Annotated in this window: 19 protein-coding genes; 10 read left to right on the top strand and 9 right to left on the bottom strand. The window is 27.1% G+C overall.

Annotation, left to right across the window (positions count from 1 at the left end; genetic code table 11):
- Positions 1-33 precede the first annotated feature (33 nt).
- Both KGF52_RS03630 and KGF52_RS03635 read left to right on the top strand, forming a co-directional pair.
- A complete protein-coding gene (locus KGF52_RS03630; protein WP_227839167.1) occupies positions 34-705 on the top strand; it encodes an ABC transporter ATP-binding protein in 672 nt (223 codons plus the stop codon).
- Positions 692-2,434, top strand: a complete 1,743-nt coding sequence (locus KGF52_RS03635; RefSeq protein ID WP_227839168.1) for an ABC transporter ATP-binding protein — start codon at positions 692-694, stop codon at positions 2,432-2,434. The genes KGF52_RS03630 and KGF52_RS03635 overlap by 14 nt, the downstream gene beginning before the upstream one ends.
- A 486-nt stretch (positions 2,435-2,920) precedes the next feature.
- Here the strand turns inward: KGF52_RS03635 and KGF52_RS03640 are convergent, their stop codons facing one another.
- The 6 genes from KGF52_RS03640 to KGF52_RS03665 all read right to left on the bottom strand — a co-directional run bounded on the left by KGF52_RS03640 (position 2,921) and on the right by KGF52_RS03665 (position 6,637).
- Positions 2,921-3,748 carry a MerR family transcriptional regulator gene (locus KGF52_RS03640; protein WP_227839169.1) on the bottom strand — a complete coding sequence of 276 codons (828 nt, stop codon included), beginning with the start codon at positions 3,746-3,748 and terminating at the stop codon, positions 2,921-2,923.
- Between the two features lie 94 nt (positions 3,749-3,842).
- Positions 3,843-4,622 (bottom strand): CPBP family intramembrane glutamic endopeptidase, encoded by a 780-nt coding sequence (locus KGF52_RS03645; RefSeq protein ID WP_227839170.1) that lies wholly within the window; start codon positions 4,620-4,622, stop codon positions 3,843-3,845.
- A gap of 528 nt (positions 4,623-5,150) precedes the next feature.
- On the bottom strand, positions 5,151-5,588 hold the full coding sequence (locus tag KGF52_RS03650) for a LytTR family DNA-binding domain-containing protein (protein WP_227828770.1): 438 nt from the start codon (positions 5,586-5,588) through the stop codon (positions 5,151-5,153).
- 256 nt (positions 5,589-5,844) lie between these two features.
- Entirely contained in the window at positions 5,845-5,994 is a 150-nt protein-coding gene (locus KGF52_RS03655; protein ID WP_227828769.1) for a YvrJ family protein, read from the bottom strand.
- A gap of 11 nt (positions 5,995-6,005) precedes the next feature.
- Positions 6,006-6,236: a DUF2922 domain-containing protein gene (locus KGF52_RS03660; RefSeq protein WP_227839171.1), complete on the bottom strand. Its 231-nt coding sequence runs from the start codon at positions 6,234-6,236 to the stop codon at positions 6,006-6,008.
- 179 nt (positions 6,237-6,415) lie between these two features.
- Entirely contained in the window at positions 6,416-6,637 is a 222-nt protein-coding gene (locus KGF52_RS03665; RefSeq protein ID WP_227828767.1) for a DUF1659 domain-containing protein, read from the bottom strand.
- Positions 6,638-7,107: 470 nt separating this feature from the next.
- Between KGF52_RS03665 and KGF52_RS03670 the strand changes: the two genes are divergently transcribed.
- The 8 genes from KGF52_RS03670 (at position 7,108) to KGF52_RS03705 (ending at position 13,889) form a co-directional block, all read left to right on the top strand.
- On the top strand, positions 7,108-7,878 hold the full coding sequence (locus KGF52_RS03670; RefSeq protein WP_227839172.1) for a nucleoside phosphorylase: 771 nt from the start codon (positions 7,108-7,110) through the stop codon (positions 7,876-7,878).
- Positions 7,879-8,432: 554 nt separating this feature from the next.
- Entirely contained in the window at positions 8,433-8,690 is a 258-nt protein-coding gene (locus tag KGF52_RS03675) for a Mor transcription activator family protein (RefSeq protein ID WP_227839173.1), read from the top strand.
- Positions 8,691-9,141: 451 nt separating this feature from the next.
- On the top strand, positions 9,142-10,557 hold the full coding sequence (locus tag KGF52_RS03680; RefSeq protein ID WP_227839174.1) for a conserved phage C-terminal domain-containing protein: 1,416 nt from the start codon (positions 9,142-9,144) through the stop codon (positions 10,555-10,557).
- 244 nt (positions 10,558-10,801) lie between these two features.
- A complete protein-coding gene (locus tag KGF52_RS03685; protein WP_227828763.1) occupies positions 10,802-12,103 on the top strand; it encodes a replicative DNA helicase in 1,302 nt (433 codons plus the stop codon).
- A 66-nt stretch (positions 12,104-12,169) separates the two neighbouring features.
- Positions 12,170-12,445, top strand: coding sequence for a Mor transcription activator family protein (locus KGF52_RS03690; protein WP_227839175.1), 276 nt, complete (start codon positions 12,170-12,172; stop codon positions 12,443-12,445).
- A 133-nt stretch (positions 12,446-12,578) separates the two neighbouring features.
- Positions 12,579-12,809, top strand: a complete 231-nt coding sequence (locus KGF52_RS03695) for a 4Fe-4S dicluster-binding protein (protein WP_227839176.1) — start codon at positions 12,579-12,581, stop codon at positions 12,807-12,809.
- Complete coding sequence (locus KGF52_RS03700) at positions 12,802-13,383, top strand: 4Fe-4S binding protein (RefSeq protein ID WP_227828760.1); 582 nt, start codon at positions 12,802-12,804, stop codon at positions 13,381-13,383. Before KGF52_RS03695 ends, KGF52_RS03700 begins: the two co-directional genes overlap by 8 nt.
- Positions 13,384-13,739: 356 nt before the next feature.
- Positions 13,740-13,889, top strand: coding sequence for a type I toxin-antitoxin system toxin (locus KGF52_RS03705; RefSeq protein WP_227433538.1), 150 nt, complete (start codon positions 13,740-13,742; stop codon positions 13,887-13,889).
- Between the two features lie 212 nt (positions 13,890-14,101).
- Here the strand turns inward: KGF52_RS03705 and KGF52_RS03710 are convergent, their stop codons facing one another.
- From KGF52_RS03710 to KGF52_RS03720, 3 genes are read right to left on the bottom strand one after another with little or no spacing between them, the layout of a single operon-like run.
- Entirely contained in the window at positions 14,102-14,698 is a 597-nt protein-coding gene (locus tag KGF52_RS03710; protein ID WP_227839177.1) for an ATP-binding cassette domain-containing protein, read from the bottom strand.
- On the bottom strand, positions 14,699-15,466 hold the full coding sequence (locus tag KGF52_RS03715; protein WP_227828758.1) for an ABC transporter permease: 768 nt from the start codon (positions 15,464-15,466) through the stop codon (positions 14,699-14,701).
- A complete protein-coding gene (locus tag KGF52_RS03720) occupies positions 15,435-16,439 on the bottom strand; it encodes an ABC transporter substrate-binding protein (protein WP_227839178.1) in 1,005 nt (334 codons plus the stop codon). Before KGF52_RS03720 ends, KGF52_RS03715 begins: the two co-directional genes overlap by 32 nt.
- Between the last annotated feature and the right edge of the window lie 36 nt (positions 16,440-16,475).

Genomic DNA, 16,475 nt, shown 5'->3' on the forward strand with positions numbered 1-16,475 from the left:
ATAGATTTTTGAATATAGGAATGGAGATATGTTATGAAAATACTTAGAGTAAAAGATTTAAAAAAAATATATGGAAAAGATGAGAGTGAAGTTAGAGCTCTTGATGGTATAGATTTAGAAATAGATCCTCATAAATTTACAGCTATTGTAGGAGCCAGTGGTTCTGGTAAAAGTACACTACTTCACTGTGTTGCAGGATTAGATAAGCCAACTTTAGGCAATGTGTACTTAGATGATGTAGATTTATATATGTTAAATGATAATAAACTATCTGAAATAAGAAGACAAGAATTCGGCTTCATATTTCAAAGTTACAATTTAATACCAGTTATAAATGTATATGATAATATAGTACTTCCAGTATCACTTGATGGTAAGAAAGAAGATAAAGAGTATGTTATGGGATTAATTAATAAATTAGGGATTGAAAAACAAATAAAGAAATATCCTAATGAACTATCAGGAGGTCAACAACAAAGAGTTGCAATAGCGAGAGCCTTATCCAATAGACCATCAGTTATATTTGCAGATGAACCTACTGGTAACTTAGATAGTAAGACAACAAATGAAGTTATGAATATGCTTGAATGGTGTGTTAAAGAATACAGACAAACACTAGTTATGATAACTCATAATGATAATATTGCAAAGACAGCTGACAGAGTTATAACTATAAAAGATGGTAAAATAGATGAAAAAAACTAATAATAACAATTTATTTAGAATACTAAATATAATAATACATAAAAATAAGACTAAGCTAATAGTATCATTTATAATGGTTTTTATAATTGCGGGTGTGGATATTATAATACCTCAAATAACTAGATGCATAATAGATGATGGGATAGGAAATAAGAATATTTCGCTACTTATAAATTTAGTATTTATATATATTTTTATAAGTATATTATCAGCTACATTTGATGTTATACTATCATATTTATATACTTCAATAAAAAATAAAGTTACTATAAATCTAAAAGTAAAATTACTCAACCATATATCAAAACTTTCTGGGAGATATTATTCAAGTAAGAAAACAGGTAATATATTATCTATTATGGAAAGTGATATATTTATGATAGAAAACTTTGGAGCAGAAATTATATTTGATATTGTAGTCAATGTCTTTAAAGCTTTAATATCATTAGTTTTCTTGGTTAATTTGCAGTTTGATTTATTTTTAGTAGTTTTATTTTTACAGTTGATATTAACATTTTCTCAAAATAAAATGACAAAACTTATATCTAAGAAAATTTCTGATATAAGGAGTGATTCAGGAAGTTTATCAAATTTGATTCAAGAGTATGTATCTAACATTATGGATATTGTGATATTAAATTCAAAGATGAACTTCTTTAATAAATATTTAAAAAGAGAAAGAACTTTAATAAAAAAAGATTTAAATTTAAACTTGATTATTAGTAGTAATATAGCTATATCCCAAGTACTAACAGGATTGATAACAATATTAATATATGGACTTGGTGGATATAAAATAATAAATAATAAGATGACAATGGGAGAATTAATAGCATTTCAACAATATACAGGAATGTTAATTGGGCCATGTATAGCTATTGTAAGGGCGAATACTAGAATAGCACAATCAAAAGTATCTATTGATAGAGTATTTTCAGTAATAGATGAAAAGATAGATATTAAAGTCGATAATAATGGATATAAAATAGATAATATCGAAATTAAAAAGATAGACTTTAAAAATGTATCATTTAGATACAATGAGGATTCAAATACTGTTTTAAATAATATAAATTTAGAGTTTGAAAAAGGAGAAGTAACTGGAATTGTTGGTGGAAGTGGATGTGGTAAATCAACAATAACAAATCTAATATATCGACTTTGGGATATAAATGAAGGTGATATATTAATAGATGATGTTAATATAAAGGATATTAATTTAAAATCATTAAGAAATAATATTGATATAGTAACTCAAAATCAATTTATATTTGATGATACAATAAAAAATAATATAGTACTAAATAATAAAATAAGAGATGAAGAATTAAATAAGATACTAAAAGTTACTTGTTTATATGAGTTTATAGAGAATCTAGATAAGGGATTGGATGAAGTAGTAGGAGAAAAGGGTGTCAAAATATCAGGAGGGCAAAAACAACGTATATCAATTGCTAGAGCATTAGTAAGTAATAAAAAGGTACTTATTTTGGATGAAGCAACTTCAGCACTAGATAATATTTCACAAAAAGAGATATTGAACAACTTAAAAGAGTATATAGAGGATAAGATAGTTATTATAATAGCTCATAGACTTTCAACAATTAAGAGTGCTGATAATATATATGTATTAGATAAAGGCAAGGTAATAGAATCTGGAAATGATAAGGAACTTTTAAGTGAAGATGGTTTGTATAATAGGTTAGTTGAAACTGCAGACTTCGCATAAATATAATGATATTCAGAGAAAAATCATACATTAAAGTTAATCTATAGAGCTAAGTTCATAATAAGTTATATTAAGGATAAACATAATCTTGTATACATATATGCTTACTAAAGTATTTGATGAAATATAAATTATATAACTGGTTTAACTAGAAAAGAGTTTGTATATTAATTTTAGATAAATGTAAACAAATAATTAATATATTTTAGTAAATGTCTGAAAGTTACATAAATAGTTGTTATAAATAAACAAAAACAAAGTAATTAAAACAAAGTAATTAAAACAAAGAAGCTATACATCTAATCGGTATTGGGATGTGTATAGCTTTTTTACATTTGGGAAGGTAGCTTGTGAGCTTAGAGAGACCTTCTTAAATAACATGATAGTGATAAGAAGTTTATATGATAGAGATAATAATTGTTAGATAAAAATAGCTAACAGAATCAATCTGTTAGCTACTTTTATTTGTGTTTTTTTATTACAAATCTATTTAACTTTTATGACTGGTATCTGAATTTCTGTAAGATAGTTTTCAGGATTTTCCTCGTTGTGAACTCCCTTATGACCAATTTGCCTATTTATACCAGACATTTTATAATCACTATTTGTATCCAGCCAGTAAGCAAATGACTCATACCCACCAGCTATATTTTCATATGGACCATATACCATACTACATGCCATCATATCAACTGCTTCTGTCTCACGATATATAAATCCAGATTTGTTTTTGCTTAATTTTTTTACAACCATTCCAACCTCTATATCTACACCACAATCTTTAAGTTCTTCATCATGATAAAGTGCCATATTGTTGTTTGCTTGATGGGATATTTCTATATGTTCTTCTTTAATAAATTCATATAATTTTTCCCACAGTATACCTTCATAGTGATAGTCTGGAATTATTTCTCTAAGCGAGATAATCTTATAACTGGGAATTTCCTTAAAGATAACATTGTAATGAATCTCATCTTTATTGTCATCTATAGCCTCAATCAATTTATCAATATTATTTATTCTTTGTTGCTCTTTTTTGACTTCATCTTGTATTTCAATTTTTTTTCGATTCAATTCTTTAATCACAAGTTCGTCATTCCAGTTATGAATAATATTTGATATCTCTGAAACAGTAAATTTTGAATCTCTTAGTAAAATAATTCTTTGTAAAGTTGAAATTTGGTCAGCAGAGTATAGGCGATAACCTGTGTATTTATCTATCTTTGCTGGTTTTAGAATGCCAAGTTCATCATAATAACGTAACATTCGAATAGAGACTTGTGTTAGTTTTGAAAATTCTCCAATTTTAAACATGAAAATATGTCCTCCTTCTCACTTATAATCAGTATATATATTGTTTTTGTATACTTCAAGTGTTTAGGAAAATGCATTTAATTACCAGTTTAATCTATAATCCCCAGTCTAACTCGAATTCAAATTCGTCTGATTTTATCTGCTCAATTTCAGAGTTGATTTTCTGTTTAAATTTAGTAGAAGAAATTATGTAAATAATTAATATGAGGCAAAATATTATTTTTACATATTGAGTTATTACATATACTTCAATATGATAGTAAGAACATAGTTGAATGGTAAAGAAGTTACACATCATATGTACAAATCCGCCTGTTAAAATACTTCTATGTGTATTAATATATACAAATGTAATAACAAAGCTTAAAAGTATAGTAGATGGTATAAATAAAAGTGCATCAAATAAAGAATATTGCAATAGATTATATGGAATTTGACCAGGTGTAAGATACCATCCCAGATACCAAACTCCACAAATAGTTCCTAAAATAATTGAAGCACCTGTAAATCCAAACCTGACTAATAATTTATCAAGAGAATACCCCCTCCATCCAAATTCTTGGCTAAGTACACTTAGTATAAAGCTTATAAATAGCATAATTGGTATTTTATAAGGTGTATAAATAGCTATGTGCATCCAATCTACATCATTAATTTCTAGATGAAAATACTTTCCTATTAGTAAAGAACAAATGACAATTAAAGCAAAAAAGAGTATTGTTAGTAATGGCCATTTTATTCCTAGTTCTTTGAAGCTAAAGCTCCTGTAAAGAAAATCTTTTCTTGCACTATTTGGATATATTGTGAAAACAAAAAGTAGCCCTATGATGGAAGGGGCTGTATATGCAGAGTAAAAAAGAAGTTTTCCAAGCATGGTATTTGTAACTCCTAGTAATACAGGTGTAAAGCTGAATACCCAAGTCCATAATAGCGTGATTGTAAAGAAAAAAATTAAATTTTTATCTGAATTAAAATGGGGGTTATATAATTGCATCTTATGTTCACTATCCTTTCGTTTTGTTAATAGTGGTTTAATTTATATTTATTTTTTAGGGCTGAAAGTATTATTTAGTATTAGTAATTGTTGATAGCTTATTAGTGTTTATCAATAGTCCGTTAGTAATTATTAATAGTTTATTGGTGTTTATTGATAGTCCGTTAGTAATTATTAATAGTTTATTGGCGTTTATCGATAGTCTATTAGTAATTATAGTTTACTAGTTTTCGTTGATGCGTACTTATATTAGCGTTTGTATTAACTAATTATTTTTAAACTATTTATACTATGTATAATTAGTTTAGATTTAATACCAGATAGATTATTTTATTTTGACTATAAAGTGAATTAATAAGTAGATAATTAGTGATATTAATAAAATATTTTTGATTTTTGTAATTTTTATTAAATATTTAGCTTATCTCTAATATTTTTTATGTAACGGCGATTTATAATAACTTTTTCATTATTTGATAAAGTAGCCTGCATACGATTGTGTGATATTACTTTTATACTTTCTAGGTAATCCATATTTAAAATCATGGATTTAGATATTCTTAAAAAAGATGTATTATGTAGTAGGTTTGATAATTCATATATTTTTAGGTCAATTTCAAATACATCATCTTTATAGTAAGCAAATGTTTTATTGCCAACCGTCTCAAAGTATAAAACATCGCAAATATTAAGCTTATAAATTTCTCCTGCTTTTTTACCATTTATATCTAGTAATGGTGTATTTAGTAATGAAATTATTTTTTCAATATTATTGTCAATGGCAGAGCATTTTATAATTATTTCAATATCATCAAAATTAGTGGATTGTTCGACATGTATTTTCATTAATTATCACCTCATTTTATTACTGTCATTAGAATAGCATTATATTTTATTGAGTCCAACTAGATGAGTGCTAAATTTCAAATTAAGTACAGTTAAATTCAAATTTAAAATAGTGAAATTCAAATTTAAAGTGGTAAAATTCGAAAAAATACTACGACCATTTGGGAATATTATCCAAATATCGTAGTACTTTTCATAGAATATCTCTAATTATTTTACAAATAGACCTATCTTATGACTTGCATATATTGTCAAATTACTTCTCAAATGTCAAAATATTTTTAGATAGTGCATCAATGCTGTTGGATAGTGTGTTCAATTTCCCTTCAATTCTAACCAATAAATACATGGATAGAGCTATAGGAAAACCAACATTAGTTATTAACAATTGTAAACTATCATCCATAAAATTACCTCCTATATTATAACTAAGTCATAAGGAGTAGTATTAGTTTCTACAATTTTAGCTTCAACAGCAGAAGCAAGGTCAAAACCTCCAACTGAAAAAACATTTTTAGATACTATCAAATCCATAACAGATTTTATATTTTCTTCAGTTAAGTCCTCCTTTGGATTTTCTATAGAAAAAGAAACTTGTTTATCCTTTATATTCTTGAAACTCATGACTAATTTTTTCTTAATCTCCATACAGTTACCTCCACGATAATAATTTATTTTTTTAATTGCTTAAAGTATCAATATATTAAGTGTATAATTTGTTAAATCTATATAATATCAAGTGTATTATATATTGAAGATGATATATAAATAGTTGATAAATTTTAATTTAGACTATAATCTTTAGTGTAGACTATATTTGAAAGTTACTATTTAGATAGTGATGTGCTATCTAGTTTTAAAATATCTACAATAGGATTTTCTTGAAGACTTGCGATTGCCTCTGCAACAGCATAAACATCATCGTTTGATGCCTCTGCCTTTACATTTGCGAAAGATTTACTTTTAATAACTGCCTTACCCTTATCATCAAAACCAGCATCCAATTTTAGTTTTATACTAGATAAATTTTTTGTTGAAACAACTGCCATAAAACTACCTCCTAAAAATTTAATTTCAAAGATTTGTCGACTTTCTTTGTTAAATCTATAGTATCATATAAGATAATATCGGAGTTAAACAGTAATTTCTTAAGATTTTTTGTTAAAATTTTATAAAAAACTTTATAAGTATATATTGTTTTAATGATTGAATGAATGATTTAATGTTTATATGTTATATGTTATATGTTATATGTTATATGTGATATGTTATATGTGATATGTTATATGTGATATGTGCAATAGTTTTTTATTGATTTTGTTTAGAATATTTTATATGGGGGATAAAATATCCAATATGTTCTTTTAGAATGAACTATCTAGATGTATCCAGTATCTGTGTCCAGTAGCTAGATTGTAAATATACATCTTTAATTGTTTTAGCTAGTTCATTGTGATATAATATACTCCATATATTTAACAGGAACACGCTATACTAAATTTTGAGAGGAGATTATATTATGAGTGAAATTCTGTTGGAACAGTTTGACTCTGATTTTTGGGGGATTTTGAGGCCAGATTATGTAATAGAAAAACCTGACTGTCATTTTCCTGAAACTATCGTATGTGAATTTTCAAAATCTATGATACAAACAATTGTTGAAAAGTATAATGGCAAAAAAATAGGTCGTTTAATTAGTGTTGCTGGAGATATACCAATTTATGAAGTGTTTTTCAAGAATGTAAGAATTGGGATTTGTCAGGTTATGGTAGGTGCACCAGCATGTGTAACCAACTTTGAAGAATTAGTCGCGTTAGGAGCAAAGAAGATATTTATCTGTGGAGAATGTGGTGTGTTAGACCATTCTATTGATGATGCATTTTTAATCATTCCAACATCAGCTATCCGTGATGAGGGCACAAGTTATCATTATCAACCAGCCTCTGATGAAATTATACTTAACCCACATGGAGTTAAAGTGATTGAATCTGTATTTAAAGGTAAAGGATTATCATACATAAAAGGTAAAATATGGACTACTGATGCTCCATATCGTGAAACACGTAATAAAATGCTTACACGGAAGAAACAGGGATGTATTGCAGTTGATATGGAATGTGCTGCTGTAGCTGCCGCAGCACAATTTAGAAATGTTATATTTTCACAGTTTGTTTATGCTTGTGATAATCTAAACTCAGATGTATGGGAACAACGAGGATTAACTATACGTCCGATTTCACAAAAAGTACATACCTTTGAGCTTGCAATGGAGTGTGCTATTAAGTTGTAAATTTAAAGTGATTTAACTTGTATTTTTTAATTTTAAATTACCAAAGCAGTAAATCGATTAAGGTTTACTGCTTTTTTTGTTGTTAGATTTGAAAGGATTATGATTTGTTAATAAAGTTTTGCAATGACAGTCAGTCATTCACTAAATACAATGAATGAAATTTTCAATTATGAATTCACATGATAAGAATCAGTTTTTGAATATAGGGAGATAGTATTAGGTACTTTTATCAAAGTTATTATATTTTTAAATATGAATATAGAAATAACATGGAATATATAGCTCTATGTTACTTATAGAAAAATATTATTATAGTCAAAGTTCTTTAGAAGTGTTCGTTTTAGTCTAAGGTTTATGTTAAAAAAATTATTAAATTTAATCTGTAAATAAAAAAGTTAAAAGTCCAATATTAACATTTTACTCTTAAACCATTAAAATCTTTATTAAAGCTATTAAAGCTATTAAAGCTATTAAAGCTATTAAAGCTATTAAAGCTATTAAAGCTATTAAAGCTATTAAAGCTATTAAAAATATTTTAAAGGAGAGTGTAGTTTATGAAAGTAAAATTAGAAGATATACCAGTTCAGTTTCATGCAATGGTGGAAATAGTGGGAATTGATAAGTTTATAGAGATTGCTAAATTGTATGGAGGTACAAACACTTATATACCTACATGTAAGGGGATTTTTAGATATGCAAGAAATAGGGAGATAGTGAGACAATTTAATGGAGTTAATTATGGGGAACTAGCTATTAAACACAACATGTGTGTGAGCAATATTAAGCGAATAATAAATGAAAACAATATATAAAATGCTATACAAAATATTTTGTAAAGATTAAGTATGGAGTAGGTAAAAGACATTTTATAAAGTTTTTTTTAGACAAATTTACTAAATTTATTGCCTATTAATTTAAATAGACTGTATATTCTATAAAATATTCTGTTAAATAATGGAGATATATTGAGAATTCAAAAAAATAGTCGAAAATATTTGTTGGATAAAAAATAAACAAAATGGTACAATTGCTTGTATAAAGGGGAAAAAACAATAAATAAGCTATATAAATAAAAAAATATAAATAAATATGACATAATACATTTGCATATTTAAGAATATAAATAGGGATTTTAAGGGATTAATAAGTATATTTAAAATATATTAAAATAAATATATATTTAAATTTAAACTTTATGTTGCTTATATAAAGTAATAATTATTGAGAAGCGATTACTTATTAGTAGAAAAGGGGTTAGTAGAGATGAATAATGGATTTTATAAATTGAATTCAGTAGTATTAGGCTTTGATATAACAAGTGATATTAATAAAATAAGATTTAATCATTATATAATGAGAAAAGAAAATATACAGAGATTGCAAGGTACTTTACCAAGAGGTCAATTTTATATGACAGTAAGAAGAGCTGCTACAGATTTACAACTTTCTATTTCTACTATAAGTAGGCTTGTAAGAGAGTTTTCAGATTTAGGAGTAATAAGGCTTGTATCTAAGGGAGCAAAGGGGAAGATGCATTCTATATATAGTTATATTAGTTCAGAAATTAGTGAAGATTTATTTGATAGTATTAGTGAGAATTTATTTGATAGTGATGAAATTATAGATTTTAACTATGACAGTGTAGAGAATTATGAGTTCAATAATTTAGAGTATGCTTATGGAAATATAGAAAATAAGGATTGTATTGATAAAGATTGTATTTATGGTTGTGGAATGTCAAAATATGATAGTAGTATTGAAGAAAATACAGAATGTAGTAACTGTGATGACTGTAGTATATTAAGTAGTAAGAATAATTCAAGTAGTGAGAATAATTCTGCTAATAAAAAAAGCAATGACTTAGATTATAGTGGAATAAAAAATCATGGTAAAAATACTAGTTCTAATAATGAAAATATCAACAATGAAAATATCAACTCTGAAAAATCTGTTGTTAATTTTATCAATGTAACTAATAAAATTAAAGATTATACTAACAAACCATTTATTGGAGAAGAATTGAAAATAGAAAACTCTAATTTAAAATCGAGGTCTTCAAATGTCAGATTTAATGAAACATATAATGACATAGATAAAATAACTAAAAATGACATAGAAGATAATCAAAGTAAAAATGTTATAAAATCAAGCAATAGCAAAGTGTTTAGTAGCATGAGTAGATATAGTAAAAAGAGTGATTTTGATAATACTCATGATGCACAAAAAGAAGCTAAGTTTGTAACAAATAAAAAAGAATCTTTAAATAAATTTAATAAAAAAAATATACAGCAAAGCATTATAAATATGCTAAATAAAAAAACAGGAAAAAACTTTAAAATCAATTCTCCAACGAGCATCAAACTTATCAATGAAAGACTAAAGGAGGGTTATGTCTTAGAAGATTTCTACAAAGTTATTGAGGTAAAAGTAGCTAAGTGGAAAGATACCATAATGGAAATGTATATAAGACCAGAGACCTTATTTAGCCATAAATTTGAATCCTATGTTAATGAAAACATATCTGTAAAAAATCAAAGTAATGTTTACCAGTGTAAAAAGAGCGACAATCATAACAATAATAATTGTATATATTCTGACTATACCACATATGATGACAGCAAGCGTGAAAGAAAAAAACATGAAAATGTAAGGTATTGGAATCCAGTCTGTGAATTTTAACTAGTCGGAGAATGCATTTATAAGTGGAATTAATTTATATATTTTATAGCTGACAATGCGTTTATAACTAACATGAATTTATATATTTTATAGCTGATAATGCATTTTTAACTGGAAATATATTTATATCTTTTACAATTAAAAGTATATTTCTAACTGACAATATCATTGCAATTTAATATAAAAATAAAAGACTTAATAATATTAAAATATAAAACTTAAGAGGAAAGTGAGATTAATTTATATGGTTAAATCAAAAGCTGTTGAAATAGAGCAGGCTATTTTAGGCACAATTATTTTAGACAATAAATTAAACTACAAATTAGATGACTTAAATGAAAATATGTTTATGAATTCTACATGCCTTGAAATATTTAAAATCATGAAAGAACTTAGAAAAGAAAAGATAATAATTGATGTAGCAACTGTAAAATCAAAGATAGATGAGAAGTCTTTAGCAATTAAAATGAGCAGTTTAACTAGTGTAATCACTTGGGGTCAAACTTTTGGTATTGATGGTTATATAAAAATTTTAAAAGAAAACTTAGCAAGAAGAAGCATAAATCAAAATTGTCAAAGACTATTGGAAGGTATAAATTTTGGAGAAAATATCGATACTTGCATCTATAAATTTGAAAATAATATAAGAAAAATCTTGGACAAAGATACTTATGAAAATGATGATGTACATAGCATAGCAGAAAAAGTCCTTGATTTTTTAGAAAGTAAAAAGGATGTTGGATTTAAGTTTGGGATAAGTTTACTTGATTCGACTATAGGAGGTCTTTTTAAAGGGGAGCTAACAACAATAGCAGCTAAATCAGGGGTTGGAAAGACTGCTTTAGCTCTTCAAATAATGTTAAATTCGGCCAAGCAAGGGAAAAAGACTCTATTTATAAGTAGAGAAATGACAAGTGAGCAAGTGTTTATGAGAAATATATGCAAGATAACAGGGGTAAGTACAAGAAATATGAAATCTAAAGAGATAAATGAAAGTGATTGGAAACTAATTGTAAATGCAATAGGAGATTTACGCGAGAATAACTTAATTTATATAAATGACAAGATAGACACAATCAGTGCAATTAGAAAGAGGATAAGGCAAATAAAGCCCGACTTATTAATTGTGGATTATGTGCAACTTCTTACATCTCAAAAAAGTATGGAAAAAAGAGAAAGAGAAGTGGCCACTTTTTCTAGAGAATTAAAAAGTATGACTCTGGATTTTGATATACCAATAATTCAGTTAAGTCAATTAAATGATGAAATGAAAGATTTTAGACCTTATGGAGATAGACCTATGAGGGATAGTAAAGCCATCTACCACGATAGCAACAATGTGGTTTATATACATCAATTAAAAGGGAGTGATTATGAAGAAGCAGTAAAAGATATAGGAGAAAGTGAGGAATTAGTTAGGGAATCAGAGTACAGGGGAATTAAGATTGTTGATTTAATAGTTGCGAAGTGTAGGGATGGACAGACTAGGCATAAGCATTTTTGTTACTATGGGGATAGGTTACATTTTCAAGAACTAAATTATTAGAGTAATAAGATAGCCATAACAAGCTTATTGAAAGTCTAAAAATAATATAAAATATGAGGTGAAAAGATGTTAGAATTGGAAAAAATTATAGAATTGCTTGAAGAACACAATATAGAAGTGAGTATTCCAAAGGAGTTACATAAGTATAATTTATTGGAGTATCTGAAATTGTGTCAACAAAGTGGGGGAACATATTTTTATATTAAGACAGTGGAGGGTGCTTTAAAAGAGGCTAGAAATGAGCTTATGATTAAATTATTTAATGGAAAAAATTATATGGAATTAGCGAGAATGTTTGACATGAGTGTTATTAATGTCAGGTACATTGTTAGAAGGAAATAGATATGTTGTGGATAAGGTAAGTGTGACTATTAGAGTGGAATTTTTAATCTTGATATCTTATGTGATTAAGTCACAGATAAAAAGTAAATATATTGATATAATTCCTATAGATTAATAATATAGGGAGGTTATTATGTCTGCTAAAAAAAAGAAGTATGCAAATATTTTAGAAAACGAGTGTGTAGCTTGTGGTAGCTGTATAAAAGTCTGCCCAAGAGGGGCTATCTCAGTACCACATGGTATTAGTGCAAAGATTGATAGAGACTTATGTGTTGGATGTGGTATTTGTGAGAAGGTATGTCCAGCATCTGTGATTGAGATTATAACAATATTAAAAGAGGAAGAAGGTAAGTGTCATGAATAATAAAAAACATTGGTATGACTATTTATGGATTTTCTCTTCAATATATTTGATATTGGGATTTGTAAATATTATTTTCGCTTGGATTGGGTTAATTTGTTTCTTTATCCCATTACTTATTTCTATTATTAAAGGAAATAAAGCGTACTGCAATAAATATTGTGGAAGAGGACAGCTGTTTAATTTGCTTGGAAATAAATTAAAGTTGTCAAGAAATAAAGATATTCCTAAATTTATTAGAAGTAAGTGGTTTAGATATGGTTTTTTGACATTTTTTATGGTGATGTTTGCTAATATGCTTTTTTCAACTTATCTAGTGTTTGAGGGTAGTAGAAATTTTAAAGAGGTAGTGACTTTGCTTTGGACTATAAAAATGCCATGGCAATGGGCATATCATGGGACTTTAGTTTCACCTTGGGTGGTACAGTTTGCGTTTGGTTTTTATAGTGTTATGCTTACGTCAACTGTTCTTGGATTGATTACGATGATACTATTTAAGCCTCGTTCATGGTGTGTTTATTGTCCTATGGGTACTATGACTCAGATGATATGTAAGGCGAAGAGCAAGTCTGTATAGAGAGAATTTATGTGAATTTGTGAGGAGTATAGATAGAGTTTGTATAAAATAAACTTGTTTATGCTTCTTTTTTATGTGTAAGAGTTTTAATTAAGTAGAAAAATTAAAAAGAGTAGATATGATAAATTTAGATAGCAATAATAATTAAATAATAAGATAGAATATAAAGCAATGAAAGAGGCTGAAAGAGAAAGAAAAAGAGGGCGAAGGAGATAGGAAAATAACTATAGAATAGGTAAAATATGTAGGAATTATATGTTATAATAGTTTTAGCAAGAAGATGTAATCTACAATTTATAGAGTGGAGTTCATACAAAAGGTTATCCTCCCAACGTATAGAAGGGAGGTGAGTATGTGTGGATAATTTTTTACAAGGTGTACTAGCAAGTTTAGTTGCCAGTTTAATAGTTTACTTAACGGATAAATTGTTTAAAAAAGTAAAAAGCCACTCTGGCAGGAGTGACTTTAGTTTTGAACTAAAGATTAAGTTCAAAAAGAAACACTAATTTACGAACTCCACTCTACTGCAAATAGATTGTAGTTCTTCTTGCTTTTATTATATCACAAATTAGAAAAAATATGTAAAGTACTTGTTTTAATCGCAGGTACTTTTTTATGTAAAAACAAATTTGCCTACAGCCTTTTTGGTATATAGAATTAGTAAGTTTGAAATAATATTCATATAAAAACTTTAGTTGATTTTAAAACCAATATGAAATCAATATATCGAAGGCATTTTAAAGTCAATTATTAATTTTTCATGATTTCTAAAGTATTTTATATCATCCATATCATGAGTAATTATTATAGCACTCTTATTTTCCATCTTTCTTATTACAAAATCCATAACCTTATACTTAGTTTCAATATCAAGACCCTTAAATGGCTCATCCATTATAAGCAAGTCAAAATCATATAATAAAGCTCTTAATATTGCAACCCTTCTTTTCATACCACCACTTAATTCCCTTACTCTTTTATTCATGCAACCCTTTAAGTCCAATAGTTCTAAAGCATCTTCAATTTCTGAATTACCCAGACTTTCACATACCAACTTTATATTCAATAACACACTTAGATTTTCACACAAACTATCATCTTGGAATACTGCACTAATCTTTTTATTACTAATACCTATAATTTTTCCACTATCTGCTTTCTCCAAGCCCATTAATATTCTTATCAAAGTTGTTTTACCAATACCAGATGTTCCTGTTATAAATGAGATAGCATCATCTTTAAATACATTATTAAAATTGTCTAAAACAACCTTATCATTATATTTTTTATTTAGATTCTCAATTACTATATCCATTTAGTTTATCTCCAATCTTTTTAATAAATAGTCTATCAATGATAAAAAGCCCTTTTGAAAGCAAATACTTATTATAATAATAACTATAGTCCATGCAAATAAATCTGGTGTATTTAAGTATACTTTAGCTTTGTATAAGTTTTCTCCTATAGAATTAGCTGGCATTCCTATTATTTCTGCTGCTATTCCAGATTTCCAACATAGCCCTAAAGAAACACTACATGCTGCTCTTAGATATGGTGCTACCTCAGATAAATATATGTACCTTATTTTTTTTATCTTACTGACTTTAAATACTTTTGCCATATCATTTAACTCCCTAGATATACTATTTATTCCATCTAGAATATTTCTATATACCACTGGCAATACCATCAAGAAAGATATAAAAATAGACAGGTTCTTTGAAGATATCCATATTAAAGATAATATTATGAAAGAAGCTACTGGTATAGATTGTATTGTCAGTATTAAGGGTTCAATAAGTATCCTAAAATTTTTTTTATTAGATGCTATTATGGCAGATATTATTCCAATGATAAAAGCTAATATAAATCCTGTTGTTATTTTCATAAAAGAAAAGAGTATTGATTGCCAAAACTCAAACTTCATAGATAATTCGAATAACCTTTTTAAAGAGGAAAAAGGAGATACTAAAAGTATCTCCTGACCAATTATCATACTACTTATTTGCCAAACTATAAGCCAAAAGATTATTGCTAGTATATGAGCTTTACTAATTTTCTTGAGTGTAGTAGAAATCTTCACCTGGCATCTTTCCTCCTATTGACTTTGGATTAGCATCATAAAGTACTTGTAAGTATCCACTTAATTTATCTTTCATTGTATTACCTTCTATAAATGTTATATTACATTTTGGTATTGCTTGCTTTGCTATTTGAGATGGTACTATTTCATTTTCCTCAATAAGTTTTGAAGCTTCTTCTATATTATTGTTTGTAAAATCAACTGATTTCTTATATTCTTCTAAGAAACTTTTAACCTTTTCTGGATATTTATCAATAAACTCTTTTCGTGCAACAACAACTCCTGTTACTAAAGCACTTTCAGTATTTTTATCTTTATTCAAAGTATCCCATTCTTTTGTCAAATCCAAAGCTACTCTTAAGTTGTCACTCTTAGTCAATGCTGTTGTTACAAATGGTTGGGGAAGTAGTGCTATTCCATTTTTATCATTTAATAATGCCGCCAAACATTCTGTATGTTCTGATTTGTACTCTATGTTGACATCTTCAGTCGGGTCAATTCCATTTTCTTTCAATATGTAATTCAAAGCATATTCAGGAGTAGAGCCTTTACCACTAGAATAAATCGTTTTTCCTTTTAAATCATCGACACTGTTTATAGAATTTCCATTCTCAATTATGTATAAGACTCCTAAAGTATTAATGGCTAGTGTTTCTATTTCACCATTGCTATTATTATATAAAACAGATGACAGATTTGCGGGAATAGCAGCAATATCTAGCTCTTTGTTAACAAGCTTGGGTGTAATTTCATCAACAGAATTTGCTATTGAAAATTCATAATCCTTTTCTTTTTTATCGTTTTCATCACCAATCATTTTGACCATTCCCATTCCTGTAGGACCCTTTAGTGCTGTCACCTTTGCAACTACTTTAGCTTCTTTTGTTTGTTTTTCTGGTGGGTTTGATGTACACCCTACCAATGAAATTATTATTAATGCTGCTAGTAATAATATTGATAATTTCTTTTTCATAAAAACTTCCTCCTAGTATTTAATTTTATATTTTAT

This window comes from Clostridioides sp. ZZV15-6597 (genome assembly GCF_020657815.1).
In the GTDB taxonomy this organism is placed as follows: Bacteria; Bacillota; Clostridia; order Peptostreptococcales; family Peptostreptococcaceae; genus Clostridioides.

Coding starts and splice junctions, on each gene's coding strand:
- KGF52_RS03650 (WP_227828770.1), bottom strand. CDS start 5,588: ATGAAAATACATGTCGAACAATCCACTAATTTTGATGATATTGAAATA.
- KGF52_RS03680 (WP_227839174.1), top strand. CDS start 9,142: ATGAATAATGGATTTTATAAATTGAATTCAGTAGTATTAGGCTTTGAT.
- KGF52_RS03630 (WP_227839167.1), top strand. CDS start 34: ATGAAAATACTTAGAGTAAAAGATTTAAAAAAAATATATGGAAAAGAT.
- KGF52_RS03645 (WP_227839170.1), bottom strand. CDS start 4,622: ATGCTTGGAAAACTTCTTTTTTACTCTGCATATACAGCCCCTTCCATC.
- KGF52_RS03695 (WP_227839176.1), top strand. CDS start 12,579: ATGTCTGCTAAAAAAAAGAAGTATGCAAATATTTTAGAAAACGAGTGT.
- KGF52_RS03655 (WP_227828769.1), bottom strand. CDS start 5,994: ATGGATGATAGTTTACAATTGTTAATAACTAATGTTGGTTTTCCTATA.
- KGF52_RS03640 (WP_227839169.1), bottom strand. CDS start 3,748: ATGTTTAAAATTGGAGAATTTTCAAAACTAACACAAGTCTCTATTCGA.
- KGF52_RS03700 (WP_227828760.1), top strand. CDS start 12,802: ATGAATAATAAAAAACATTGGTATGACTATTTATGGATTTTCTCTTCA.
- KGF52_RS03635 (WP_227839168.1), top strand. CDS start 692: ATGAAAAAAACTAATAATAACAATTTATTTAGAATACTAAATATAATA.
- KGF52_RS03665 (WP_227828767.1), bottom strand. CDS start 6,637: ATGGCAGTTGTTTCAACAAAAAATTTATCTAGTATAAAACTAAAATTG.
- KGF52_RS03675 (WP_227839173.1), top strand. CDS start 8,433: ATGAAAGTAAAATTAGAAGATATACCAGTTCAGTTTCATGCAATGGTG.
- KGF52_RS03720 (WP_227839178.1), bottom strand. CDS start 16,439: ATGAAAAAGAAATTATCAATATTATTACTAGCAGCATTAATAATAATT.
- KGF52_RS03690 (WP_227839175.1), top strand. CDS start 12,170: ATGTTAGAATTGGAAAAAATTATAGAATTGCTTGAAGAACACAATATA.
- KGF52_RS03660 (WP_227839171.1), bottom strand. CDS start 6,236: ATGGAGATTAAGAAAAAATTAGTCATGAGTTTCAAGAATATAAAGGAT.
- KGF52_RS03670 (WP_227839172.1), top strand. CDS start 7,108: ATGAGTGAAATTCTGTTGGAACAGTTTGACTCTGATTTTTGGGGGATT.
- KGF52_RS03685 (WP_227828763.1), top strand. CDS start 10,802: ATGGTTAAATCAAAAGCTGTTGAAATAGAGCAGGCTATTTTAGGCACA.
- KGF52_RS03710 (WP_227839177.1), bottom strand. CDS start 14,698: ATGGATATAGTAATTGAGAATCTAAATAAAAAATATAATGATAAGGTT.